Here is a 25,101-nt window from a genome sequence, read left to right on the forward strand (position 1 = left end):
GACGTGGCCCGGCACTGCCGGAAGCCGCAGATTCTGTGGTCACGTGCTGCAAGGGCAAACGAAGGAATCGTTGTTTCGACATGCGCGAATCTTCTTTGGCGCGCTGGACCTCGATCAGTCTGCGTACACGCCGGCCGCCTTGATGATGGGCGTCCACTTGGCGATTTCGTCCGCCACGAACTTCCTGTGGCCCTCGGGCTCGATGCGCCCGTCGGTGGCCACCACCGCGCCCAGCGCTTCTTCGCGCTTGATGAAGTCCGCATCGCGCAATGCGGCCTTCATGGCCTCGTTGAGCTTTTTCAGCACCGGTGCCGGCGTGCCCTTGGGGGCATACAGGCCGTGCCAGATGGTGACCTGGAAGTTCTTCAGGCCCGACTCGTCCAGCGTGGGCAGGTCTTTCAGCAGCGGCGTTGTCAGCCGCTTGGGCGTGGTGACCGCGTAGGCCTTGACCTTCTTCGCCTCGATCTGCGGCGAAGTGTTGGTGGTCTGATCGCACAACAGATCGATCTGCCCGCCGATCAGGTCGGTGATGGCCGGTGCGGTGCCCTTGTAGGGCACGGGCGTCATGTCGGTCTTGGTGGCGCTTTGGTAGAGCAGGCCGCACAGGTGCGAGGCCGAGCCCACGCCCGCATTGCCGATGTTGATCTTGCCCTTGTTGGCCGCAATCCACGCGGTCAGTTCCTTGTAGTTGGCGGCCTCGATGGAGGGCTTGGAGATGAGCGTCATCGGCACGTCGTTGACGATGCCCAGGTACTCGAAATCGCTCTCAACCTTGAACGGCAGGTTGCGCACCAGCGTCGGCACGGTGGCCATTGCGATGTGGTTCAGCAGCAGGGTGTAGCCGTCGGGCTTGGCGCGTGCCACCTTGGCCGCGCCGATGGAACTGCCGGCACCGGGCACGTTGTCGATGATCACGCTCACACCGCCCAAGGGCTTGCGCAGCGCTTCGGCCAGGTCGCGCGCCACGCGGTCGGTGGGGCCGCCGGCTGCAAATGGCACGACGATGGTGACCGGCTTTCCGGCGGGAAAGTCTTGCGCATGCGCGCCCATGGCCAGGGCCAGCGCCGCAAAGGCGAACAGTTTTTTCATGGAAGTCTCCGTCAAGTAAAGAAATGGAAATCAGGGGGCTCGCGCCGGCACGCGGCTCTCGAGCGCGGGCGGCTGCCAGTCGGGCTTGATGTGGCAGCCGTTCTTGCCGTCGGTGTCGTAGCGCGGCGCCAGCGATGCGCAGCGCTGCGCAAGGCTTTGGGGCGTGGGCTTTTCGCCCTTGTCGATCCAGTCGAGCAGGGCGGTGAAGAGCGCGGGGTATTCCGAATCGCTCAGGTAGCTGTGCTCGCGCTCCGCGCTGAAGCTCTGTACCAGCTGGCTGCCGGTGCCGGCCGCGTCGCGGATGCGGCGATAGGCGTTTTCGAGCTCGACGAAAGCCGTCGGGTCTTCGATGGCATGCAATGCCAGCGTGGGCAGCGCGGTGCGCCCCGTCGGTTGGCTGTCGGCGGCCAAGGCGCCCTTGGCCTGCGGGTCGGCGGCATAGCGCAGCACGCCTGCGTTGAGCGCCGCATCGTCGGCCGAGCCCTGGTAGACGACGCCGATGTTGCCGAACGGATTGCGGCCGTCCAGGCGTTTTTGCACCAGGTCCTGGAACAGCCAGGTCGCCCAGTTCAGGTGGCCCAGCAGCGAGCGCTCCTCGATCTTCACGACCGAGAGAATGGTCTTGAGCCGCGCGGCCTGCTCCGGCGTGCGCTGCGCGGCGGGCATGCCGACCCCGGTGCAGTCCTTGACGCGCGCGGCCAGCTCGGCGCGCGTGAGTTTCGAATCGGCCGGCAGGCCCATCCACAGCGGGTACTGCGGCTCGTCGGCGCGCGGGTGGTTGCGGCACACGTGTTGATAGACCACGCGCAGGTCGAGCCGAAAGTCATAGGCGCTGTTGCCGCCGCCGAGCACGCCGCTGGTGAGCAGAAGTCCGTCGTACGGCGACTTTGCACCGCCCACAGGCGCATAGAGCTCGGCCGCCTTTGCCGCCACGCCCGCGCCGTAGCTCTGGCCGTGCAGCAGCGTGCGCTGCGGCTGGCCGAAATGGCGCACGAAGATCTGGCGCAGCCGCTCGGTGTCTTCGGCCGCCATCGTCACGCCGTAGCCGCCGCGGCGGTAGGTGGAGCCGGCCCACGCGTAGCCGGCCTTCACGGTGATGGCCCAGCGTTTCAGGTCTTCCTGGCTGCGCTCGAGCTTGGGCGGCCCCGTCTCCGGGCCGCCGTGCGCATGCATCACGAGCACGCCGCGGTTCCAGTCTTTCGGAATCGCGATCCAGTAGAAAGAACCGTTGCCGTCTTCGCCTGTGTAGCAGCGTGCGGCCTCAGGCACGGGTGCGGGGCAGGGCGTTGATGCAGGTGCCTGCTTGGATGCGGGCGAGGCTGCTTGCGCGGAGAGCGGCAACGCGGTGCCCAGCAGCGCGAAAGCGGCCAGCGTGGAAAGATGTCTTTTCAATGTCGTACTCCGAGTTCCAGCGCCGCGTTCGTTCCTGCCGTGGAAACGAATCCGAGGACGCCGCTGTTGAAGATGAAATTGCCCGGCCGGCCCGCGTCGGCCTGCGCCACGCCGAGCACAGGCGTGTCGTAGCTCAGCAATGCAGAGGTGCCGCCCAGGTTGAAGCTGCTGCCCGCCACGGTGGCTTCGCGGTTCTGGCCCGTCACGGCGGCCATGGCGTAGCTGCCGTCCGCCGTGCCGGGCGTCAGCGTCTGCTGCAGGCCGAACAGGCGCAGGCCGGCGTTGGCCGCCGATTCGCGCACCAGGTGCAGCGGCACCGCGGCGCCGTTCACCAGGCCGATCACCATCGACCCCGTGAGCGTGCCGCCGGTGGTCACGGCGCCGCCGGTCGGCGAGGTGGTGCGCAGGTCGAAGGCTCCGCGGGCGGTGTTGTAGGTGATGTAGCCCTTCTCCGTCTGCGTGCATGTGGCGTCGTAGGTCATGAACCCGCCGGTCACCGCGTCGCGGCAATACTGGAAAGTGCCCGCATTGCGCAGCCGCACCGATGAGGCATGCGCCGTCGCGCTGCCCGTGCCCTGCTGCACGCCCACCGCGTTGAAGATGTTGGCCACCGGGTTGAACACCGCCGGTGCGGCCGTGTTCTCGAAGGTGTTCTGGAACGCGATGAGCGGTGCGAAGCCGCCGCCGCTCGGCGCATTCACTCCGCCCAGCAGCACGCCGCCGGGCGCAAAGCTGAAGACCGCCGCGCTTTCGCCGCTCGCATAGCTGCAGCTGCCTTGCGCCACCAGGGAGCCGCTGCGCTGCGTGCCGGGTGCGCGCTGCAGGCTGGCGTCGATGGTCACGATGTAGGCCATGGTGGCGGGATCGATGTCGACGCGCAATTCTTCGCCGAAGCTGTTGCCGCCCTTGTAGCTGGCAGGGGCGGCCGGCAGGTTGGGGCAGGCCAGCGGATCGCCGACTTCGGTTACGCAGCTGTAGTTGACCGCCGCATCGAGGCTGCCGCTGCCGCGGTACTTGGGCCATGCCGGAAACTGGCACAGCGGGCGCGTGCGGCCATAGGTGCCGGCCACGGCGTCGACCGCCACGCCGGTGGCAGGCGCAAGCCCGGCCTCCACCCAGCCCTCGAGCGCAGCGAGCGAGTCCCAGTTGGGAATGAAGCTGCCCGTGCCATGGCCCATGCCGGGCACGGTGTAGAAGCGCACATGCTCATCCACGGCGGCCTGGCCCACGGTGGCGATGAGCTGCTTGTAGTAGTCGATGGTGGAGTTGGGGCTGATCACTTCGTCGGCCAAGCCGTGCAGCATGATGACTCGGCCGCCGCGCGCGAAGAAAGGCGCGAGGTTCGGGTTGGTTGCATCGGTCAGCGCCGACACCTCGCTCATGCGCGGGGCGTAGCTGCCCGGGTCCAGCGGATCGAAGCCGAGCGAATCGAAGGTGTCGATGCGCGTGACGAAGTACTTCACCCACTGGTCGCCCGTGACGTACATGTTGGCGTCGGCCGATGTGGCGGGGTTGCCCGGCACCTTGCGCGTACCCAGGTCGCGCGTGGTGAAGGGCCCCGCCACCAGTGCGCCTTCGAGGATGTTGTAGCCGCCCGCGCGCCTTACTCCGTTGGCAAGCGAGTAGGTGCTGAACTCGAGCGGCGATTCGATGGTGCGCACGGTGGCAAGCTGAGCGTCCGAAAGGCAGGTGTCGCCGTTGTCGGTGCCGCCGCTGCAGCGCAGCGAGGCGAGGACTTGCGTGTTGAGTAGCCGGCAGCTTTCCACGTTGCTCACGATGTTGTCGGCCGCGCCGTCGAGCTTGTCGCAGGCCTGCATTGCCGCCTTCTGCACCAGCAGCGTCTTGGCCACGTTCATCCAGCCGGCGCCGCCGTTGTTGTAGAGCGCCCGGCCCACGGCCACGTTCGACAGCCGCGTGCCGGTGTAGTTGAGTGCGGGTTCGTTGGCGACCACGCCGTCGTAGTCCTGCGGCCAGCGCTGGATGTAGCTGAGCGCATCGCGCCCGCCGGTCGATGTGCCCAGAAAGTAGGCGTAGGCGGGCTTCACACCATAGCGCGCGAGCACCAGCGCTTGCGCGACGTCGCGCGTTTTCTTCAGCGAGTTGCCGCCGTAGTTGGCAAGCTGCTCGTCCTTGGCTGCAAAGCGCCCGTCGGTGATGCTGCTCGACTGGTGGCCCGAATCGTCGCCGTAGGTTGCATACCCCAGCGCAAGCGGCGCGGGCTTGCCGGCGGGGCCGAAGCGGATGACCTCGGTGCCGTCGATCAGCACGCCGTCGAAGCCGCCGCCGCCGAAGTGAATGGTCTTGCGGTTCCACTTTTCGGGCAGGTTGACCGCGAAGCTGATGGCCTGCGAAGCGGGGTCCATCGGCTGGATGGTGCCGCGGATGCGGCAGTAGTCGCCGAGGCGGTTGCCGGCATCGCCCGCGGCCAACGGCACGGCGCTGGTAACGGTGGCACCTTGCGTCGGCAGGCTGATGAGCGAGGCCGGCAGGCTTTTGCCGGCGAGATCTGCGCAGGCGACCACCGGCTGAACGGGTGGTGGCGGCGGGTTGTCGGGCGGATCGGTATCGGGCGTGCCGCCACTGGACGGCGGCGGGGGCGATCCGATGGGAAAGAACCCGGCACCGGCGCCACCACCGCCGCCGCCGCCGCAGGCGGCAAGAACCAGTGAAATACCGATCACGGCAACGAACGAACGGCAGGCGCGAAAGGGCGCGTCAGGCAATGCAGAAGGGCGCGAGTTGCGCATGGACTTGTCTCCGGAATGCGGCCTCGATGGGCTGCTTTTTTGAATGAGCGGCCGGACGATAGGTGCACGGTGACCTAGGGTCAAATAAAATAAAGAGGCACTTCCGATATGAAAAAAATATGGAGATAAGACCGCTTCGCTACTTTGTGGCCGTTGCTGAAACCGGCCACATGACGCGGGCCGCCGAGCAACTGGGCATCCAGCAGCCGCCGTTGAGCCAGGCCATCAAGGCGCTCGAACGCGAATTGGGGGTGCTGCTGTTCCGGCGGCATCCGCGCGGTGTGGCGCTTACCGATGCGGGCCGGCTGTTCCAGGTGGAGGCGCTGCGCATGCTGCAGGACATGGCGGCCATGAAGCAGCGCATGGCGCGCGTGGCCAAAGGGCAGGCCGGCACGCTGGCGGTCGGCTTCACCAGCTCGGCCGCGGCGCACCGCTTCGTGCCCGAAGCGTTGCGTGCTTTTCGCCGTGCGCACCCCGGCGTGGAGTTGCAGCTGCGCGAGGACAACGCAGCCGAACTCACCGAGGCGCTCGATGCCGGCCGGCTGCACTGCGGCCTGTTGCGCGTGCCGGTGGCACGGCCCGAAGGCCTGCGCTTCGAAACGCTGCTGCGCGAACCGGTGCTGGTGGCAATGCCCAGCGACCACCGCTTTGCCCTCGCGCGCAGCAAGGCCTCGCGGCCGCTGCCGCTTGCGAAGCTGTGCGAGGAAGGCATCATCCTCGTGCGCCGTCCGGGCGCGCCGGGTCTTTACGCCGAGCTGCTTGCGCTTTGCCACGCCAAGGGCCTGCGGCCGCGCGTGGTGGCCGAGGTGGACCGCATGATGACCAACCTGAATCTCGTGGCCGCGGGTGTCGGCCTGTCGGTGGTGCCGGCGTCGATGACGGGTGTGCATGCGCATGCCATTGCCTACACCCGGCTCGCCGACGGCGGTCAGCTCGACGCACCGCTCACGCTGGTGTCGCGGGTGGAAGAAGACAACCTGCCTGCGCAGCACTTTGCCGCGCTGCTGCGCAGGCATGCGAGCGAGAACCCCGGGTCATGATCTTTTCATTGCGCCGCCGCCAACTGGTGCGGGGCACCGGTGCTGCAATGGCCGCTGCCTGTGCCGCGCCGCGGTTGCTGCCGGCCGCGCCGTCGCCATCGATGCCATGGCCGAACCGTCCGGTGCGCTTGATCGTGGTGTATCCGCCGGGCGGCGTGAGCGACGGTATGGCGCGCATGCTGGCCGAGCCGCTTGCCCAACTGCTGGGCGTTCCGGTGCTCATAGAAAACCGCGCCGGCGCGGGCGGCAGCATTGGCATGGATGCGCTTGGGCGTGCCGTGCCGGACGGCTGCACGCTCGCGTTTTCAGCCATCAGCCCGATCACGCTGCATCCGCTGGTTGCGCATGTGGCCTACGACCCGTTGCGCGCCTTCGCGCCTGTGGCAAGCGTGATGCGCACGCCCGTGCTGGTGGTTGGCACGCCGGCTTTTGCGGGCCGCAATTTCGAGGAGCTGATTGCACTTGCGCGCAGCCAGCCCAGGGCGGTGCGGTGGGCCACTTCGGGCGTGGCCACCATCGGCCACATGGTGCTGGCGCAGGTACGCATGCAAAGCCGCACCGCCATCACGCACATTCCCTACGCGGGCGGCGGCCCGCAGCTCAACGATGCGCTCAGCGGGCAGTTCGAAGTGCTGTCGACCAACGTTGCGGCGCAGCAGCTGCAGTACATAGGGGAAGGGCGGCTGCAGGCACTGGCGGTCGGCTCCCCTTCGCGCATCGAAGCCCTGCCCAGGGTGCCGACGCTCGCCGAACTGGGCTACGAGCGGGCCAATCGCGATTCGCTCTTCGGCATCTTTGCGCCGGCTCGAACGCCTGCGCCTGTGCTGCAGCGGCTCAACGCGCTGATCAACCAGGTGCTGCGCAGCGCCACCGTGCAGGCGCGGCTGCGCAGCGCCTACAACCTTCCGGTGGGCGGAGGCATTGAAGACCTTGCGCACGAGGTTGCCGCCGACCGTCGGCGCAACCGTGCGCTGGTGTCCGGGGACCGTTCGCAATTCGATTAGAGGGCTGGGCCGCCGTGGTTGCGTCGGGCGTCACATCAGCCGGAACCCGCGAGTGAATTGCATCGACGTTTTCAGCAACGCGGGCACCTCGCTCATCTTTGCAATCTCGGCAAGGCCGGCCTCCGTGATGCGAAGTACCGTGGCCAGGCGCGACGAAGCGTAGCGCCCGGTTGCATTGACAGGGCCGATGTCGGCCTCGATCAACCCCGTGGCTACCAGCACCGAAACATGCCTGAGCTCTTCCGGGCAGGCAACCCGGACCGGAAGTTCCACATGCTGAAGCCTCATCAGAAACAAAAGCGGCATACGATTCTCCGGTTGCCTGACCAACGTGGATACGATTCGGTCAAAAGAATCACAAGTTAGCTGCCCGTTTTTGGACGCGCCATTACCGGAATGCCGTGCTGCAATGTAGGTCTTAAGCCCTACAATTTGCCTGCCACAATCCGGCCGCGTCGCGACCCGAGGAGAAGTTATGCCGATGAATTTCCTTCGCCGCATCGAGGAGGCCTCGTTCCCCCTGGCCATTCATGAAAAGGCCGATATCCAGTGCGCGGCTGTGCTGGCTGCGGCCGAGCTTATAGAGGCCAACCTCCCGGAAGCTGACGACCTTTCCGGCCGCCGGGGAGTGATCTTGCGAATAACGCCGCGAGGGCGGGCGGAGCTTAGCCGGTCGCGCGAAGCGCAACCTTGAGCACCGGTCACTTGGGCGCAGCAGCAGCCGGCCGCCCGTCCTGTTGTGCCGGCGCGCCGGTGGCAGGAAGGTTGCCTGGCCCTTCCGACGGGTCTTTGAGACCATAGAAGAAGAGCACGCCCACGACAACGACCGCGACGACGGCAAGCAGGGTCCACATCAATCGGCGGCCGATGTCGCCCTGTTTGTGATGTTGCCTGGTTGTCATGACGCCGAGGTTTACGCGCGCGAAAGCGCGACGCCATGCCGCTTTGACGCGTCTTCTTGAAGGTTGCCCTCCTACGTGCGTGCCTTGGCAGAGGCGCCGGAAGAGGGCGCGTGAGAAACTACCGGCTCGATACAGCCGATGTCCACCCCGCAGGTGAAAGGACTGGCGCCGGCCGCGCGGCCCACTCAAGTGTATGAATGCCAAGTTGTTGAATTTAAAAGAAAAAATCGTCTCCGTCGCACCGATGATGGACTGGACCGACCGCCACTGCCGGTACTTCCATCGCCTGATGTCGCGCCACGCGCTGCTCTATACCGAAATGGTGACCACCGGCGCGTTGGTGCACGGCGACGTGCCCCGCCACCTGCGCTTCAATGCCGAAGAACACCCGGTGGCCCTGCAGCTGGGCGGCAGCGAACCGGCCGACCTGGCGCATTGCGCGAAGCTGGGCGAAGAGTGGGGCTACGACGAGATCAACCTCAACTGCGGCTGCCCCAGCGAGCGCGTGCAGCGCGGTGCTTTCGGGGCCTGCCTGATGGCAGAGCCGGCGCTGGTGGCCGACTGCGTAAAGGCGATGGTCGACGTGGTGAACGTGCCCGTCACGGTCAAGCACCGCATCGGCATCGACAAGATCGAGAGCTACGAGTTCGTGTGCGACTTTGTCGGCACCGTGAGCGAGGCCGGCTGCGGCACGTTCATCGTGCATGCGCGCAATGCGTGGCTGCAGGGGCTCAGCCCCAAGCAGAACCGCGAGATTCCGCCGCTGCGCTACGAGCTGGTGCACCGGCTGAAGCACGATTTTCCGGCGCTGAGCTTTTCGATCAACGGAGGCATTTCAGCCAATGCCCAGGTGCACGAGCATTTGCGGCTGCTCGACGGCGTCATGGTGGGGCGTGAGGCGTATCACAACCCCTGGTGGCTGGCCGAATGGGACGCCGAGTTCTTTGGCGCGGCGCCGCAGCCGCTCACGCGTGAAGAGGTGGAGTCGCTGATGTGCGACTACATGGTTCGCGAGGCGGCTGAGCACGGCACGCAGTGGTCGTCGATTGCGCGGCACATGCTGGGACTGCGCAACGGCCTGCCCGGTGCGCGCCGCTGGCGGCAGGTGTGGAGCGACCACCGGCTCAAGACCCTCCCGCCGCACGAAGTGATGGCGCTGGCACACGAACCCGCTGCCCAGGCAGCCTAGCTCAAGGTGTAACAGGCCGCGGAGCCGCTTGCAGCGCGGGTTTCGCCGTACAGCAACACCGAGTGTTCCAAAATGATAATGATTGACTAGGGGCTGCGACTTTTCAACTTTTCTGCTGAAGAATCAATAAACGCTAATAAAAAGGGGTTTCGATTCATGAATGAAGCGGCGGGGAGCAAAGAAGAAGTCAGCGCGCTTGGTCGAGGACTTGCCTTGCTCAAGGTCATCGGAATGGCGTCGGCGCCGATGAGCAATCGCCAGCTGGCCGACACCACGGGCCTGCCGAAGGCAACTGTCTCGCGCCTTACGGCAACGCTGGTGAGCGCGGGGTACCTGCGGCAGTCGCAAGACAGCGAGCGCTTCAGCCTCGGCCCGGCGCTGCTCGACATGAGCAGCCGCTACCTTCGCCATTTCGACCTGCGCACCGTGGCCCGGCCCCACCTCGCAGAGCTTTCGGAATTTGCCGGCGCCAGCGTTCATGTGGCGGTGCGCGACGAGCTCGACATGCTTGTCATCGATTCGCTGCGCCCGCGTTCGGCGCTCATCAGCTCGCGGCTGGAGGTTGGCACGCGCATGAGCATCGTCACTTCGGCGGCGGGGCGCGCCTCCCTTGCGGCACTGCCCGCGGCCGAGCAGGCCGCGGTGCTCGAGAAGATCCAGCAGGAAAGCGGCGAAAGCTGGGCCTCCATCGAACCCCGCCTCATGGCCGGCCTCGATGAATATGCGCGCCTGGGCTATTGCAGCTCGTTCGGTGAATGGCATCCTCACATCCATGCCATCGGCTTTGCGCTGCAGGGGCCGCACGGCGAGCGCTACGGCGTGAGCTGTGGCGGGCCGGCTTACCTGCTGCCGAAGGACATGATGCTGTCGCGCGTGGTGCCGCGCTTGCTCGAAGTGGCCCAGCGCATTTCGGCCGAATCCGGAACCGCGAACCCGGACTAGCTCCGGCCCGCCGCCCCCGCTCGAAGGGGCCTAGACGGCTGCCTCGAGGCCGTTCCTGAAGTGCTCGCGCATGCGCGCCATGGCGGCGGTGGCGTCGCGCGCCTCGATGGCCGCCATCATCGAGCGGTGCTCCGCCAGCGATTCGGCAATGCGGCCGTCCTTGAGCAGCGAGTTGTGGCGGTTGAGCTTCATCACCTTGCGCAGGTCGGCCACCATCTGGTCGCGCCACTTGTTGTTGGCAATGGCCAGCAGGCGCATGTGAAAGCGCTCGTTCAGCGCAAAGAAGTGCTCGCGGTTTTCCTTGCCCGGCGCGCCTGCGGCCTCCAGCTCGGCGTGCAGTGCCTTCAGCTCGGCGCGCTGTGCATCGGTGGCACGCTCGGCCACCACGCCGGCCGCGTCGCTTTCCAGCAGCGACAGCAGGTGGTACACATCTGCCAGGTCTTGCTCCGACACCTCGGTGACGTAGGCGCCGCGCCGCACCTTCATGGTCACCAGGCCTTCGGCCGCGAGCACCTTCAGCGCTTCGCGCAGCGGCGTGCGGCTGATGCCGTATTCCTCGGCCAGCTTGAGTTCGTCGATCCAGCTGCCGGGCTCGAGCTCGCGGCGGAAGATCCGCTGGCGCAGCAGCTCGGCCACCTCTTCATAGAGGGCGCGCGGGGTAAGGGTGACGGCGGACATGGGCCGGACTGTACCGCAAAAACGTGTTTGAATTAATAATTATGGATCGGTTAGACTCGCTGCGGCTTGCAAATCCCTTGCAGGCGAATTTGCGACTACCCAGCAAGACACTGCAAAACGGCCCCTCATGAGCAGCACACCCGAACCCACCTTCAAGCCTGCCAACCTCGACGACTGGGCCAAGGCCGCGGCCAAGTCGGCGCCGGGTGGCGACCTGAATGCGCTCAACTGGCTCACGCCCGACGGCATCAGCGTGAAGCCGCTCTATACCGCCGCCGACCTGCAGGGCCTGAAGTACACCGACACACTCCCCGGTTTCGAGCCTTACCTGCGCGGCCCGCAGGCCACCATGTACGCGGTGCGCCCCTGGACCATTCGCCAGTACGCGGGCTTTTCGACCGCGGAGGAATCGAACGCCTTCTACCGCAAGGCCTTGGCCGCGGGCGGGCAGGGCGTGAGCGTGGCTTTCGACCTGGCGACCCACCGCGGCTACGACAGCGACCATCCGCGCGTGACGGGCGATGTGGGCAAGGCCGGCGTAGCCATCGATTCGGTCGAGGACATGAAGATCCTGTTCGACCAGATCCCGCTGGACAAGGTGAGTGTGTCGATGACGATGAACGGCGCCGTGCTGCCGGTACTGGCGGGCTACGTGGTTGCGGCCGAAGAGCAGGGCGTGGCGCAGGACCAGCTGAGCGGAACCATCCAGAACGACATCCTCAAGGAGTTCATGGTCCGCAACACCTACATTTTTCCGCCCGCGCCGAGCATGCGGATCATCGGCGACATCATCGAGTACACGGCGCAGAAGATGCCCAAGTTCAACTCGATCTCGATCAGCGGTTATCACATGCAGGAGGCCGGGGCCAACCAGGCGCTGGAGCTGGCCTTTACGCTGGCCGACGGCAAGGAATACGTGAAGACCGCGCTGGCCAAGGGCCTGGACGTCGACGGCTTTGCCGGGCGCCTGAGTTTCTTCTGGGCCATTGGCATGAACTTCTACCTCGAAGTGGCCAAGATGCGCGCGGCGCGCCTCTTGTGGTGCCGCATCATGAAGGAGTTCAACCCCAAGAACCCCAAGAGCCTGATGCTGCGCACCCACTGCCAGACCTCGGGCTGGTCGCTCACCGAGCAAGACCCGTACAACAACGTGGTGCGCACCACCATCGAGGCGATGGCCGCGGTGTTCGGCGGCACGCAAAGCCTGCACACCAACGCGCTCGACGAAGCCATTGCGCTGCCCACGGAATTCAGCGCGCGCATCGCACGCAACACGCAGCTCATCATCCAGGAAGAAACGCACATCACCAATGTGATCGATCCCTGGGCCGGCAGCTACATGATGGAGAAGCTCACGCAGGACATGGCCGATGCCGCCTGGGCCATCATCGAAGAGGTCGAGGCGATGGGCGGCATGACCAAGGCCGTTGACAGCGGCTGGGCCAAGCTCAAGATCGAGGCGGCCGCTGCAGAGAAGCAGGCGCGCATCGACTCGGGCAAAGACGTGATCGTGGGCGTCAACAAGTACAAGCTCAAGACCGAAGACGCCATCGACAGCCTTTCGATCGATAACGTGAAGGTGCGCGAGCAGCAGGTGGCCCGCCTGCAGAAGATCCGCTCTTCGCGCGACACCGCCAAGGTGCAGGCTGCGCTGGATGCGCTGACCGAAGCGGCCGAGAACGGCACCGGCAACCTGCTCGCGCTCAGCATCGACGCCGTGCGCCTGCGCGCCACGGTGGGCGAGATCTCGGATGCACTCGAAAAATCATTCGGCCGCCATCGGGCCGACACGCAAAAGGTGACCGGTGTGTACGCAGCTGCCTATGACTCCGCCGAGGGCTGGGAAGCCCTCAAGACCGAGATCAACGCCTTTGCCGAAGAGCAGGGGCGCCGTCCGCGCGTGATGATCTCCAAGCTGGGCCAGGACGGGCACGACCGCGGCGCCAAGGTGGTGGCCACGGCCTTTGCCGACCTGGGGTTCGACGTGGACATGGGGCCGCTGTTCCAGACACCCGAGGAGTGCGCGCGCCAGGCGATTGAAAACGACGTGCACGCCGTCGGCGTGAGCACTCTCGCGGCCGGCCACAAGACGCTTGTGCCCGCCATCATCAACGAGCTGAAGAAGCAAGGCGCGGACGACATCATCGTGTTTGTCGGCGGCGTGATTCCGCGGCAGGACTACGACTTTCTCTACGAGGCCGGCGTCAAGGGCATCTATGGCCCGGGCACGCCGATTCCCGCCAGCGCGAAAGACGTGCTGGAGCAGATTCGCGCAGCCGTCTCGGCCTGATCGGGACGCGAGACGTGGGCGATCTTTTGTCGCGGCTGTCGCTGCAGCCCGTTGATTCCAGCGATTTCGAAGCCATGCTGGCCTTGCGCGTCGATGCGATGCGCCCCAGCCTGGAGCGCGTGGGCCGCTTCGACCCGGCGCGTTCACGCGAACGGCTCCAGGCCGGTTTCGTCGTGCCTTACATGCATCACATCGTGCTCGACGGCGACCTGCGCATCGGCTTTGTCACGCTCAAGCCCGAAGACCCCGATGCGCTGCGGCTCGACCATCTGTACCTGCGCACCGGCTTCCAGGGCCTGGGCATCGGTGAATGGGTGCTGCAATGGGCCAAGTCGCAGGCGCGCGAACAAGGGATGGACATCAAGCTCACGGCGCTGGTGCAAAGCGATGCCAACCGCTTCTATGTGCGGCACGGCTTTGTGCTCGAGGGCGAAGAGGGCGTCGACCTGCACTACCGCTGGCGCGTGGCCTCGGAGGATGCGTGCTGAAGCAGGCCGAGGCACTCGAACGCGCCATTGCCGAGCCGGAGGGCATGGCACAGCGCCGCGCCATCGCCAAGGCCATCACGCTGCTCGAATCCACCCGTGCCGACCACCGCGCGCAAGCCGATGAATTGCTCACCGCATTGCTGCCGCGCACCGGCAATTCATTTCGCCTTGGCATCTCGGGCGTGCCGGGTGTCGGCAAGTCGACCTTCATCGAAACGCTGGGCCTGCTGCTGATCGGCAAGGGCCACCGCGTGGCGGTGCTCACCATTGATCCGTCTTCCACCGTGTCCGGTGGCTCCATTCTTGGCGACAAGACGCGCATGGAGCGCCTCTCGGTGCATGAACGCGCCTACATCCGGCCGAGCCCGTCGAGCGGCACGCTGGGCGGCGTGGCCGAGAAAACGCGCGAGGCCATGCTGGTGTGCGAAGCCGCGGGCTACGACATCGTCATTGTCGAAACGGTGGGAGTGGGCCAGAGCGAAACAGCCGTGGCCGGCATGACCGACATGTTCGTGCTGATGCAGCTGCCCAACGCGGGCGACGACCTGCAGGCCATCAAGAAGGGCGTGATGGAGCTGGCCGACCTGGTCGTCATCAACAAGGCCGACATAGACAAGGATGCCGCCACGCGTGCGCAGGCGCAGATCACTTCTGCCCTGCGCCTCTTCGGCCACCAGGGCAACCCTGACCATGCGCATGCGGTGCATGACGCGCACAGCGGCGCCGAGGTTCGCTTCTGGCTGCCCAAGGTGCTGCAGCTGAGCGCGCTGGCGGGTACCGGCATCGACGCTTTCTGGGACGCTGTCACGCAGTTCAGGCAACTGCAAACCGCCAATGGCAAGCTCGCCAAGCGGCGTGAAAAGCAGGCCACGTCGTGGATGTGGGAGCGCATCGACGCGGGCCTCAAGCAGGCATTCAGGCAGCACACGCAGGTGCGCGAACTGCTGCCGCAACTCACTCGGCAGGTGGCAGAGGGCTCGCTGCCCGCATCGACGGCGGCGCGCCAGTTGCTTGCGGCGGCTGCCATCACCGCCAGGCCATGACAACACACGACATTCAGGACCACAGCTTCGGAAGCACACCATGCAAGAACTGATCGAACAACTCGAAAAGCGCCGCGCTCAAGCGCGCCTTGGCGGCGGACAGAAGCGCATCGACGCGCAGCACGCCAAGGGCAAGCTCACCGCGCGGGAGCGCATCGAACTCTTGCTGGACGACAACACCTTTGAAGAGTGGGACATGTTCGTCGAGCACCGCTCGGTCGATTTCGGCATGGCCGAGCAAAAGATTCCGGGCGACGGCGTGGTGACGGGCTACGGCATGATCAACGGCCGCCTCGTCTTCGTGTACAGCCAGGACTTCACCGTCTTTGGCGGCGCGCTGAGCGAAGCGCACGCCGAAAAGATCTGCAAGGTGATGGACCAGGCCATGAAGGTCGGCGCACCCGTCATCGGCCTGAACGACTCCGGCGGTGCGCGCATCCAGGAAGGCGTGGCCTCGCTCGGCGGCTATGCGGACGTGTTCCAGCGCAACGTGATGGCATCGGGCGTGGTGCCGCAGATCAGCATGATCATGGGCCCATGCGCGGGCGGCGCGGTTTATTCACCCGCCATGACCGACTTCATCTTCATGGTGAAGGACTCGAGCTACATGTTCGTTACCGGCCCCGATGTGGTGAAGACCGTAACGCATGAAACCGTGACGGCCGAGGAGCTGGGCGGCGCGGTTACGCACACCACGCGCAGCGGGGTGGCCGACATGGCGTTCGAGAACGACGTCGAAGCGCTCATGATGCTGCGCCGCCTGTACAACTACCTGCCGCTCAACAACCGCGAGAAGCCGCCGGTGCGCCTGGGCAACAACGGCCAGGGCGACCCGGCCGACCGGCCCGACTACTCGCTGGACACGCTGGTGCCGGACAACCCGAACAAGCCCTACGACATCAAGGAGCTGATCCTCAAGGTGGTGGACGACGGCGATTTCTTCGAGCTGCAGCCCGACTACGCGAAGAACATCGTGATCGGCTTTGCGCGCATGGAAGGGCAGACGGTCGGCATCGTGGCCAACCAGCCGCTGGTGCTCGCAGGCTGCCTCGACATCAAGAGCAGCATCAAGGCCGCGCGCTTCGTGCGCTTTTGCGATGCGTTCAACATTCCCGTGGTTACCTTCGTCGACGTGCCCGGCTTCATGCCCGGCACGGGGCAGGAGTACGGCGGCATCATCAAGCACGGTGCCAAGCTGCTCTACGCGTATGCGGAATGCACGGTGCCGAAGATCACCGTCATCACGCGCAAGGCCTATGGCGGCGCGTACGACGTGATGGCTTCCAAGCACCTGCGCGGCGACGTCAACCTGGCCTGGCCGCGCGCCGAGATTGCGGTGATGGGCGCCAAGGGCGCAGTGGAAATCATCTTCCGCGAAGACAAGAACGACCCCGAGAAGCTCGCCGCACGCGAGGCCGAATACAAGGCGCGTTTCGCCAATCCGTACGTGGCGGGTGCGCGTGGCTACATCGACGACGTGATCCTGCCGCACGAAACGCGCAAGCGCATCTGCCGTTCGCTGGTGATGCTGCGCGAGAAGAAGCTCGAGAACCCGTGGCGTAAGCACGGCAACATTCCTCTCTGATTTTCATATGCGCAGCTATTACCCCCAGTTCCGCGAGGGAGCGGAACCCGGGCTAGTTCCAAAGCTGGGCGGGTTGCCCTGGGGGCTCCCCGCGCGCCTTTGGCCTATCTGCCGCGAGTGCAATCGCCCCATGAGCCACCTTGCGCAGTTGCCGGCGGACGGGGAGGCGTTGCCACTCGCAAGCGGCGAGGTGCTGTTCCTGTTCAAGTGCGAGTGGGACAGCATCTGCAGCTTCTGGGAGCATGACGCGGGTACGAATGGCGCATTCGTGGTACAGGGCGCCGACTTGGGCGACGCGCCCGCACCGCTGCCTTCAGATGCTGCCGACGGACAGCCGGCACTTCTGCGCGAGATCGGCATTGCCGCATGGCGCGCGGATGACGACGGCGTACCTGCAGAGCTGGAGGAGGCGTTCTATGACTACCAAGCCCACTTCGATCTGCCCGACGAAGCAGCGCACCCTCGCGGCTGGGCCAGCCCCTGGTGTACCAAGAGCGGCGGCGCGCCGCACTGGACGGCGAACGGCGCGCAAAGACTGCCCGCGGGACGCTTGTTTTTGCAGATCGACAACTGGGTCGATCTTCCCGATGGCAGCACGGCCGAAGTGGCGAACTTCTGTTCAGATGGCATCGCCTATGTGTTCGTCGATCGGTCGCAGGCGCAGCCGGTTTACTCGATGTTCATCAACCGCTGAGGCGGTCAGCAAGAAAACGGATTCAGCATGTTTAAAAAAATCCTTATCGCCAACCGCGGTGAAATCGCCTGCCGCGTGATCCAGACGGCCAAGAAGATGGGCATCCTCACCGTCGCCGTTTATTCCGAAGCCGACAAGGAAGCCCGCCACGTCGAATTGGCCGACGAGGCCGTGCACATTGGTGCTGCGCCAAGCCGCGAGAGCTATCTGCAGGCCGACCGCATCATCGCGGCCTGCAAGCAGACCGGCGCCGAGGCGGTGCATCCGGGCTACGGTTTCCTGTCGGAGAACGAAGCCTTTGCGCGCAAGGTCGAGGAAGAGGGCATTGCCTTCATCGGACCGAAGCACTATTCGATTGCCGCCATGGGCGACAAGATCGCATCGAAGAAGCTTGCGAACGAAGCGAAGGTCAACACCATTCCGGGCTGGAACGACGCCATCGAAACGGCCGAGCGCGCCGTCGAGATTGCCAAGGACATTGGCTACCCGGTGATGATCAAGGCGTCGGCCGGCGGCGGGGGCAAGGGGCTGCGCGTGGCCTTCGACGACAAGGAGGCCTTCGAGGGCTTTACCTCGTGCCGCAACGAGGCGCTGAGCAGCTTTGGCGATGACCGCGTGTTCATCGAGAAGTTCGTCGAGGAGCCGCGCCACATCGAGATCCAGGTGCTGGGCGATTCGCATGGCAACGTCATCTACCTGAACGAGCGCGAATGCTCGATCCAGCGCCGGCACCAGAAGGTGATCGAAGAGGCGCCTTCGCCCTTCATCAGCGATGCCACGCGCAAGGCGATGGGCGAGCAGGCGGTGCAGTTGGCCAAGGCGGTGAAGTACCAGAGCGCGGGCACGGTGGAGTTCGTGGTCGGCAAGGACCAGAGCTTCTATTTTCTTGAAATGAACACGCGGCTTCAGGTGGAGCATCCGGTGACCGAATGCATCACGGGGCTCGACCTGGTCGAACTGATGATCCGCGTTGCGGCAGGCGAGGCGTTGCCGCTGACGCAGGCCGAAGTGAAGCGCAACGGCTGGGCGATCGAATGCCGCATCAACGCCGAGGATCCTTTCCGCAACTTCCTGCCTTCGACGGGCCGCCTGGTGAAGTTCCAGCCGCCCGCGGAGACGATGTTTGCGAGCGACACCGAGCACCTGAACGGCGTGCGGGTGGACACCGGCGTGTACGACGGCGGCGAGATTCCGATGTACTACGACTCGATGATCGCCAAGCTCATCGTGCACGGCAAGGATCGGAAGCATGCAATTGCACGCATGCGCGAGGCGCTCAATGGCTTCGTGATCCGTGGCATCAGCAGCAACATTCCTTTCCAGGCGGCGCTGCTCGCGCATCCGAAGTTTGTAGCGGGCGACTTCAACACCGGCTTCATTGCCGAGCACTACGGCAAGGGCTTTCACGCAGAAGACGTGCCGCACGCCGATCCGTCGTTTCTCGTTGCGCTTGCCGCCTATGTGCACCGCCGCTACCGCGCGCGGGCCTCGGGCATCAGCGGCCAGCTCGAAGGCCACGGCGTGAAGGTGGGCGAGCAGTTCGTGGTGGTGGAGCTGGGGCCGGAAGGCAAGCATGTCCACCACCCGGTGTCCGTGACCGACTTTCACGGCAAGACGGGCGCGAGCGCCGTTGCCGTGGGCGACAAGAGCTACAAGATCGACAGCGGCTTTGCGCTGGGCGCGATTCGCGTGCAAGGCATGGTGAACGACCGCCCCTTCACCGCGCAGGTCGAGCGCGGGGCAGGCAAGAGCCCGCTCGCGCTGCGGGTGTCGCACGACGGCACGCAGATCGAGGCCATGGTGCTGTCGCCACTGGGCGCGCGGTTGCTCGAGTTGATGCCCTACAAGGCGCCGCCCGATCTGAGCAAGTTCCTGATGTCGCCGATGCCGGGCTTGCTGGTCGAGGTGTCGGTGCAGCCGGGCCAGCAGGTGCGTGCGGGCGAGAAGCTGGCCGTGATCGAGGCCATGAAAATGGAAAACGTATTGTTTGCCACGCAAGACGGTGTGGTTGGCAAGATTTCGGCAAACAAGGGCGATTCGCTCGCGGTCGATCAAATCATTATGGAGTTTGAATAAAGCTCACCCCCAGGCTGCGCGCACTTCGTGTCGCTTCTCCAACCCCCTTCCGGGGGCAACACCTGCGGCCCGGCGAAGCCGGTTCCGCGGTGTTTCCCGAACAGGCAATGCTTCGGGCACCTATGAAAGATTTCATTGATATGACGACCTCCGATATTTTTTTTGAAGCGCCCATCTCGGCGCCTGTCACGCTGCACCGGCCCCCAAAGCCGGTGACGCCGCAAGGCCCGTGGTCGGTCGAGGCGATCCAGGCGCTGCTCGACAAGCCGCTGATGGATCTGCTGTTCGAAGCACAGACCGTGCACCGCCAGCACTTCCCGGAAGGCGACATCGAGCTTGCGACGCTGCTTTCGGTCAAGACCGGCGGCTGTCCGGAAAACTGCGGCTACTGTCCGCAGTCGGCCGAGTTCGACACCGGCGTGAAGGCGCAGAAGCTCATGGAAGTCGACGAGGTGGTGCGCGCCGCACAGGCGGCCAAGGACGCCGGTGCCACGCGGTTCTGCATGGGCGCCGCATGGCGCGCGCCGAAGGACCGCGACGTGGAGAAGGTGGCGGTGCTGGTCGAAGCGGTGAAGAGCCTGGGCATGCAGACCTGCGCCACGCTCGGCATGCTGGAGCCGCATCATGCGCACCAGCTCAAGGCCGCGGGCCTCGACTACTACAACCACAACCTCGACACCGCGCCTGAGTACTACACCGACATCGTCGACACGCGCACCTACCAGGACCGGCTCGACACGCTGGCCCATGTGCGCAGCGCCGGCATCAGCGTGTGCTGCGGCGGCATCGTCGGCATGGGCGAGCAGCCGGTGCACCGGGCCGGGTTGATCGCGCAGTTGGCCAACCTGAATCCGTACCCTGAGTCGGTGCCGATCAACAGCCTGGTGCGCGTGCCGGGCACGCCGCTGGCCGATTCGGAGCCGGTCGACCCCTTCGACTTCGTGCGCATGATCGCGGTCGCGCGCATCACGATGCCGACGGCGCGCGTGCGCCTTTCAGCCGGGCGCCAGCAGATGGGCGATGCGGTGCAGGCCTTGTGCTTCATGGCCGGCGCCAACTCCATCTTCTATGGCGACAAGCTGCTGGTCACCGGCAACCCCGACGTGGAGGCCGACGTGCAGCTGCTGCGCAAGCTGGGCCTGCAGTCGCGCCGCACCACGACCACTGAAAAGGTAGAGGTCTGCGCATGACGGCCACGGCCTCCGCGCGTCCCTTCAAGGTGCTGGGCATCCAGCAGATCGCCATCGGCGGGCCCGACAAGATGCGGCTGCAGAAGCTGTGGGTCGACATGCTGGGGCTCGAGGTCACCGGCACCTTCAAGAGCGAGCGCGAGAACGTCGACGAAGATATCTGCTCGATGGGCAGCGGGCCGTTCAAGGTCGAGGTCGACCTGATGCAGCCGCTCGACCCCGAGAAGAAGCCGGCGGTTCACACCACGCCGCTCAACCATGTGGGCCTCTGGATCGACGACCTTCCCAAGGCTGTCGAATGGCTCACCGCGCAGGGTGTGCGCTTTGCGCCCGGAGGCATTCGCCAGGGCGCGGCTGGCTTCGACATCTGCTTTCTGCATCCGAAGGCGAACGACGAGTTTCCGATTGCGGGCGAGGGCGTGCTGATAGAAATGGTGCAGGCGCCGCCCGAGGTGGTGACTGCGTTCAACGCGCTGGCCGCTACGCGTTGAGCACCTTCTTGATCGGCGGCTTCACATCGGAGCGCTGAGGCGGCAGCATCGGCTGGTGCTCGCGTGCCGGGTTCAAGATGATCGAGGTGGCCGTCTCGGTGAGGATGCAGAACTTGGTGACCACCGCATCGAGGTGGCTCACGTCGATGACCGCAATTTCCAGGATCCAGCTGTCGTCTCCGGTCACGTTGTAGGCGTTGACGCACTCCGGCGTCTGCTGCACCAGCTCGACCACGCGCGCGTAGTCGGCCCGGCCCACGCGGATGACCGCGCGGATGCCATAGCCCAGCTTGCCGAGATTGACCGTGGCGCGATAGCCGCTGATCACGCCCGCGGCTTCGAGCTTTTTCACGCGCTCGGTCACGGCCGGCTGGCTCAGGTGCACGCGGCGGCCGAGCTCGGCCATGGTGAGCCGCGCGTCGCCCTGCAACTCGGCCAGGATGCGGGTGTCGTGAGCGTCCAGCGTGGGGTTGAAGGCGAAGTCCATGCAACTCCTTTAAATCGACGGTGCAAAACGGTGAGAACCATGAGTTGTGCATGGCTGCAATGAGTTTGCCTTCATACCATGGATGGCGTTCCAATACCAACAATACAGATCTCGCATGCCTACCCTCGCATCTCCCGCCCAAGCCGCTTCCAGGTCGCCTGTACGTAGTTCGATGCCGCTGCTCCTCTGGCTTTGCCTCGCCGCCACGTGGGTGGTGTGGGGCTCGACCTATCTCGCAATCAAGTACGCGCTGGTCAGCTTCGCGCCTTTTCTCCAGATGGGCTCTCGCTTCTTGTTTGCGGGCGTGCTGCTGGCTGCATGGATGCGCTGGCGCGGCGCCGCATGGCCGTCGGGCCTGCAATGGCGCAACGCGCTGGTGGTGGGCTCGCTGATGCTGGGCGGCGGCATGGGTGGTACGGCCCATGCCGAAGTGTCGATCGGCTCCGGGCTGGTGGTGGCGTTCATTGCGGTGGTGCCGCTTTTGATTGCATTGCTGAACCTGATCTGGGGCGTGAAGCCGACGCGGCTCGAAGCAGCGGGCATCGCGCTCGGGCTCGTCGGCGTGCTGATGCTGACGCAGGGAAGCGGCTTCCAGTCGTCGCCCGCAGGGCTGGTGGCAATTTCCATCGCATGCATCTGCTGGTCGCTGGGCAGCGTGCTGAGCCAGCGCAGCCTGCCGCTTGCCCCCGGGGCCATGGGTTTTGCCAGCGAGATGATCTGCGGCGGCGTGGTGCTGCTGGTGCTTTCGGCAATCTCCGGCGAGCGGTTCGTGTGGCCGCCGCAGCCAGAGGCCGTGGCAGCCTGGCTTTACCTCGTGGTCTTCGGTTCGCTGATCGCGTTCAACGCCTACATGGTGCTGCTTGCCAGGGCCCCGGCGGCGCTCGCTTCGAGCTACACCTTCGTCAACCCCGTGATCGCAATGCTGCTGGGCGTGTGGGTTGCCAACGAGACCGTGACGCGCTTCGAGTGGTATGCGGTGGCCGTCATCCTGGCCGGCGTGTTGCTGCTGCTCTTCAAGCGCGCCCAGAAGGAGAAGGCCTGAGCGCGCACGTCGTTCAGGTGCCCGGACGGCGCCAGAAGGCCAGCGTGGCCGCCAGCAGCCACATGCCGGCCGCGCAGCTGCGGTTCAGCACCTTGAGGCCGCGCCGCGAGAGCCAGCGCACGGCCTGCGTGCCGGCGGCCGCGTAGGCCAGCATCACGCAGGTGTCGAGCGCGACGAAGATCGAACCCAGCAGCAGGTACTGCGTGCCTTGCGGCTTGGTGATGTCGATGAACTGCGGCAGAAAGGCCGCGAAGAACAACACGGTCTTGGGATTCGAAAGCGCAACCAGCAGGCTGCGCACAAGCGCAATGCGTCCGTGCGGACGAACCTCGATGGCGGACTTGGCCAGCGCCTCGCCCAGGTCGGTGGCGTCGCTGCGCCACAGCTTGATGCCGAGCCACACCAGGTAGGCGACGCCCGCCACGCGAATCGCGTTGAAGAGCAGTTCCGATGCGGCCAGCAGCGAGCCGAGCCCGAGCGCGACCACCGTAATGAGCGTGACGCTGCCGAGCGATGCACCCGCAATGCCCCAGCTCGCGCGGCGCATGCCGCCATCGATGCCGTTGGACAGCGCCAGCAGCATCGTGGGGCCGGGAATCACGGCCAGTGCGAGCGAGGCAACCACATAGATGAGCAGGGTGTCGGGTGTCATGGCTTGGCGGTGGGTGGGCGTTGCTGGGCGGCGCGGGCTCGCGCCAGGGCTGCTTCGACGATGGAGCGCTTGCGCGTGTCGGCGGCTTGCGGCTCAGCGGCGGCGGGTTCAGGTTCTTCGATTCGCTTGGCGATGCGGCGATGCTCGCCATGCAGCTGGTAGCGCTTCAATGCCGCCTCTGCCTGCGCTTGCGACCATGCGGCCCAGCCTGTACGGCCCGGCGTTTCAACCTCGAGCGAGATGCAATCGACGGGGCAGACCGGAATGCAGAGCTCGCAGCCCGTGCAGTGCGCTTCGATGACCGTGTGCATGCGCTTGTTGATGCCCACGATGGCATCGGTGGGGCAGGCATCGAGGCAGAGCGTGCAGCCGATGCACCAGGCCTCGTCGATCACCGCCATGGCGCGTGGGCCTTCGGTGCCGAACCGGGGATCGAGCGGCACCTGTTCGCGGCCCGTGAGCTGCGCGAGCCTGGCAATGCCTTCCGCGCCGCCGGGCGGGCACTGGTTGATGCCGGCTTCTCCGTCGGCCACGGCCTGCGCATAGCCCGCGCAATCGGGGTAGCCGCAACGCGTGCACTGCGTTTGCGGCAGTGCGTTGTGAATGCGCGCGGCCAGCCCGTTCACTTCCTGCGTGCCGCGGGCTTCTTCACGGCTGCAACGGCCACCGCTTTCTTGGCTGCGACATTCTTCTTGGCGGCCACGGCAACCGTCTTTCGCCCGGGCTTGATGCGGTCTTCGGCCGGCAGGGCCTCGCGTGCGCCGGCGCGCCGCTGGGGCTGGTCGTGGGCGGCGATGAATTTCTGCACCTTGGGATAGACCAGTTCGCGCCAGCGGCGGCCGCTGAAGATGCCATAGTGGCCCGCGCCCTTGACTTCGTAGTGCTCGCGCTGCGCGTCGTCGATGCCGGTGCACAGGCTGTGCGCGGCCTCGGTCTGGCCCGAGCCCGAAATGTCGTCGAGCTCACCCTCGACGGTGAGCAGGGCGGTGGAATGAATGTCTTGCGGGCGCACGCGCTCGATCTGGCCCTTGGGGTTCTTCACGTCCCAGGTGCCGTTCACGAGCTCGAACTGCTGGAACACGGTGCGAATGGTGTCCAGGTAGTAATCGGCGTCCATGTCGAGCACCGCGTTGTACTCGTCGTAGAACTTGCGGTGGGCCTCGGCGCTCGCGTCATCGCCCTTGATCAGGTCCTTGAAGTAGTCGTAGTGGCTGCTGGCATGCCGGTCGGGGTTCATCGCCACGAAACCCGTGTGCTGCAGGAAGCCCGGATACACGCGGCGGCCTTCACCCGGAAAGCCTTGCGGCACCCGGTAGATCACGTTGTTCTCGAACCACTCGTAGCTCTTGTTCATTGCAAGGTTGTTCACCGCGGTGGGCGACTTGCGGGCGTCGATGGGGCCGCCCATCATGGTCATGGTGAGCGGCAGCGGCTCGCCGCGGCTTGCCATGAGCGACACGGCCGCCAGCACTGGCACGGTCGGCTGGCACACGCTCACCACGTGGCAGTTGCCGTATTCGGCCTGCAGCCGGCGGATGAACTCCTGCACGTAGTTGATGTAGTCGTCCAGGTGGAACTCGCCCTGCGACAGCGGCACGAGGCGCGCGTTCTTCCAGTCGGTGATGTAGACCTTGTGGTCTTGCAGCATGGTGCGCACGGTGTCGCGCAGCAGCGTGGCGTAGTGGCCCGAGAGCGGCGCCACGATCAGCACCACGGGCTGGCTCTTGAGTGTCTTGAGAGTGTGCGGCTCGTCGGTAAAGCGCTTGAAGCGGCGCAACTCGCAGAAAGGCTTGTCGAGCTCGACGACTTCCTGGATCACGACGTCGTCGCCGTCGACCTTCACCGACTTGATGTTGAACTCAGGCTTTTCGTAGTCCTTGCCCAGGCGATAGAGCAGGTCGTAGCCTGCGGCCATGCGCTGTGCCATGGGCAACTGGCCCCACACCGCGCCTTGGCCATAGAGCTTGGAGGCCGCTTGCGCGAAGTCCGAAAACGGTTCCATCAAGGAACGCTGGGCTTCGTAGAGTTGATAAAGCATCGCTGGTGTTGTAGTGAAATGTTGCAGTGCAATATATCAGCG

At 65.5% G+C, this 25,101-nt stretch carries 24 protein-coding genes; 14 read left to right on the forward strand and 10 right to left on the reverse strand.

The features are described from left to right. Nucleotides 1-114: 114 nt before the first annotated feature. Genes QHG62_RS08550 through QHG62_RS08560 form a run of 3 tightly spaced genes read right to left on the reverse strand, consistent with a single transcriptional unit; the run spans nt 115 to nt 5,228 of the window. The gene (locus QHG62_RS08550) at nt 115-1,089 is read right to left on the reverse strand and encodes a tripartite tricarboxylate transporter substrate-binding protein (protein WP_281150473.1); all 975 of its coding nucleotides are present in this window, start codon (nt 1,087-1,089) and stop codon (nt 115-117) included. A gap of 30 nt (nt 1,090-1,119) precedes the next feature. Next, on the reverse strand, nt 1,120-2,481 hold the full coding sequence (locus QHG62_RS08555) for a hypothetical protein (protein ID WP_281150474.1): 1,362 nt from the start codon (nt 2,479-2,481) through the stop codon (nt 1,120-1,122). Next, entirely contained in the window at nt 2,478-5,228 is a 2,751-nt protein-coding gene (locus tag QHG62_RS08560; RefSeq protein ID WP_281150475.1) for a tannase/feruloyl esterase family alpha/beta hydrolase, read from the reverse strand. Before QHG62_RS08560 ends, QHG62_RS08555 begins: the two co-directional genes overlap by 4 nt. A 119-nt stretch (nt 5,229-5,347) precedes the next feature. Between QHG62_RS08560 and QHG62_RS08565 the strand changes: the two genes are divergently transcribed. Beyond that, nucleotides 5,348-6,268, forward strand: a complete 921-nt coding sequence (locus tag QHG62_RS08565; protein WP_281150476.1) for a LysR family transcriptional regulator — start codon at nt 5,348-5,350, stop codon at nt 6,266-6,268. Then, complete coding sequence (locus QHG62_RS08570; protein WP_281150477.1) at nt 6,265-7,272, forward strand: Bug family tripartite tricarboxylate transporter substrate binding protein; 1,008 nt, start codon at nt 6,265-6,267, stop codon at nt 7,270-7,272. The genes QHG62_RS08565 and QHG62_RS08570 overlap by 4 nt, the downstream gene beginning before the upstream one ends. A gap of 30 nt (nt 7,273-7,302) precedes the next feature. Here the strand turns inward: QHG62_RS08570 and QHG62_RS08575 are convergent, their stop codons facing one another. Continuing rightward, complete coding sequence (locus QHG62_RS08575; RefSeq protein WP_281150478.1) at nt 7,303-7,545, reverse strand: hypothetical protein; 243 nt, start codon at nt 7,543-7,545, stop codon at nt 7,303-7,305. A gap of 202 nt (nt 7,546-7,747) precedes the next feature. Here QHG62_RS08575 and QHG62_RS08580 point away from each other — a divergent pair, with 202 nt between their 5' ends. Then, complete coding sequence (locus tag QHG62_RS08580; protein WP_281150479.1) at nt 7,748-7,966, forward strand: hypothetical protein; 219 nt, start codon at nt 7,748-7,750, stop codon at nt 7,964-7,966. 7 nt (nt 7,967-7,973) lie between these two features. Here the strand turns inward: QHG62_RS08580 and QHG62_RS08585 are convergent, their stop codons facing one another. Next, nucleotides 7,974-8,174, reverse strand: a complete 201-nt coding sequence (locus tag QHG62_RS08585; protein WP_281150480.1) for a hypothetical protein — start codon at nt 8,172-8,174, stop codon at nt 7,974-7,976. Between the two features lie 193 nt (nt 8,175-8,367). Here QHG62_RS08585 and dusA point away from each other — a divergent pair, with 193 nt between their 5' ends. Together dusA and QHG62_RS08595 are read left to right on the forward strand one after the other, a co-directional pair. Further along, on the forward strand, nt 8,368-9,363 hold the full coding sequence (gene dusA / locus QHG62_RS08590) for a tRNA dihydrouridine(20/20a) synthase DusA (RefSeq protein WP_281150481.1): 996 nt from the start codon (nt 8,368-8,370) through the stop codon (nt 9,361-9,363). A 156-nt stretch (nt 9,364-9,519) separates the two neighbouring features. Beyond that, complete coding sequence (locus QHG62_RS08595; RefSeq protein WP_281150482.1) at nt 9,520-10,305, forward strand: IclR family transcriptional regulator; 786 nt, start codon at nt 9,520-9,522, stop codon at nt 10,303-10,305. Between the two features lie 30 nt (nt 10,306-10,335). Here the strand turns inward: QHG62_RS08595 and QHG62_RS08600 are convergent, their stop codons facing one another. Beyond that, a complete protein-coding gene (locus QHG62_RS08600; protein WP_281150483.1) occupies nt 10,336-10,983 on the reverse strand; it encodes a GntR family transcriptional regulator in 648 nt (215 codons plus the stop codon). A gap of 127 nt (nt 10,984-11,110) precedes the next feature. Here QHG62_RS08600 and scpA point away from each other — a divergent pair, with 127 nt between their 5' ends. From scpA to QHG62_RS08640, 8 genes are all read left to right on the forward strand, one after another. After that, entirely contained in the window at nt 11,111-13,273 is a 2,163-nt protein-coding gene (gene scpA / locus QHG62_RS08605; protein ID WP_281150484.1) for a methylmalonyl-CoA mutase, read from the forward strand. Between the two features lie 14 nt (nt 13,274-13,287). Continuing rightward, a complete protein-coding gene (locus QHG62_RS08610) occupies nt 13,288-13,761 on the forward strand; it encodes a GNAT family N-acetyltransferase (RefSeq protein ID WP_126747232.1) in 474 nt (157 codons plus the stop codon). After that, nucleotides 13,755-14,804 carry a methylmalonyl Co-A mutase-associated GTPase MeaB gene (meaB, locus tag QHG62_RS08615; protein ID WP_281150485.1) on the forward strand — a complete coding sequence of 350 codons (1,050 nt, stop codon included), beginning with the start codon at nt 13,755-13,757 and terminating at the stop codon, nt 14,802-14,804. Before QHG62_RS08610 ends, meaB begins: the two co-directional genes overlap by 7 nt. 40 nt (nt 14,805-14,844) lie before the next feature. Next, nucleotides 14,845-16,389: an acyl-CoA carboxylase subunit beta gene (locus QHG62_RS08620; protein WP_281150486.1), complete on the forward strand. Its 1,545-nt coding sequence runs from the start codon at nt 14,845-14,847 to the stop codon at nt 16,387-16,389. A gap of 130 nt (nt 16,390-16,519) precedes the next feature. Beyond that, nucleotides 16,520-17,083, forward strand: a complete 564-nt coding sequence (locus QHG62_RS08625; protein ID WP_281150487.1) for a hypothetical protein — start codon at nt 16,520-16,522, stop codon at nt 17,081-17,083. A 27-nt stretch (nt 17,084-17,110) separates the two neighbouring features. After that, nucleotides 17,111-19,159, forward strand: coding sequence for an acetyl-CoA carboxylase biotin carboxylase subunit (gene accC / locus QHG62_RS08630; protein WP_281150488.1), 2,049 nt, complete (start codon nt 17,111-17,113; stop codon nt 19,157-19,159). Nucleotides 19,160-19,299: 140 nt separating this feature from the next. After that, complete coding sequence (gene bioB, locus QHG62_RS08635) at nt 19,300-20,349, forward strand: biotin synthase BioB (protein WP_281150489.1); 1,050 nt, start codon at nt 19,300-19,302, stop codon at nt 20,347-20,349. Beyond that, a complete protein-coding gene (locus tag QHG62_RS08640) occupies nt 20,346-20,840 on the forward strand; it encodes a VOC family protein (protein WP_281150490.1) in 495 nt (164 codons plus the stop codon). Before bioB ends, QHG62_RS08640 begins: the two co-directional genes overlap by 4 nt. On the opposite strand, the gene QHG62_RS08645 is transcribed toward QHG62_RS08640, so the two are convergent. Next, nucleotides 20,830-21,327: an Lrp/AsnC family transcriptional regulator gene (locus QHG62_RS08645; protein ID WP_281150491.1), complete on the reverse strand. Its 498-nt coding sequence runs from the start codon at nt 21,325-21,327 to the stop codon at nt 20,830-20,832. The two genes, QHG62_RS08640 and QHG62_RS08645, sit on opposite strands and share 11 nt — an antisense overlap. Before the next feature lie 115 nt (nt 21,328-21,442). Between QHG62_RS08645 and yedA the strand changes: the two genes are divergently transcribed. Next, nucleotides 21,443-22,369, forward strand: coding sequence for a drug/metabolite exporter YedA (gene yedA / locus QHG62_RS08650; RefSeq protein WP_281150492.1), 927 nt, complete (start codon nt 21,443-21,445; stop codon nt 22,367-22,369). Between the two features lie 13 nt (nt 22,370-22,382). Here the strand turns inward: yedA and QHG62_RS08655 are convergent, their stop codons facing one another. From QHG62_RS08655 to QHG62_RS08665, 3 genes are read right to left on the reverse strand one after another with little or no spacing between them, the layout of a single operon-like run. After that, on the reverse strand, nt 22,383-23,021 hold the full coding sequence (locus QHG62_RS08655; RefSeq protein ID WP_281150493.1) for a LysE family translocator: 639 nt from the start codon (nt 23,019-23,021) through the stop codon (nt 22,383-22,385). After that, the gene (locus QHG62_RS08660; RefSeq protein ID WP_281150494.1) at nt 23,018-23,647 is read right to left on the reverse strand and encodes an RnfABCDGE type electron transport complex subunit B; all 630 of its coding nucleotides are present in this window, start codon (nt 23,645-23,647) and stop codon (nt 23,018-23,020) included. The genes QHG62_RS08655 and QHG62_RS08660 overlap by 4 nt, the downstream gene beginning before the upstream one ends. Next, nucleotides 23,644-25,059 carry a polyhydroxyalkanoate depolymerase gene (locus QHG62_RS08665; RefSeq protein WP_281150495.1) on the reverse strand — a complete coding sequence of 472 codons (1,416 nt, stop codon included), beginning with the start codon at nt 25,057-25,059 and terminating at the stop codon, nt 23,644-23,646. Before QHG62_RS08665 ends, QHG62_RS08660 begins: the two co-directional genes overlap by 4 nt. Between the last annotated feature and the right edge of the window lie 42 nt (nt 25,060-25,101).

Origin of the sequence: Variovorax paradoxus, assembly GCF_029919115.1 — a bacterium.
GTDB lineage: Bacteria > Pseudomonadota > Gammaproteobacteria > Burkholderiales > Burkholderiaceae_C > Variovorax > Variovorax paradoxus_O.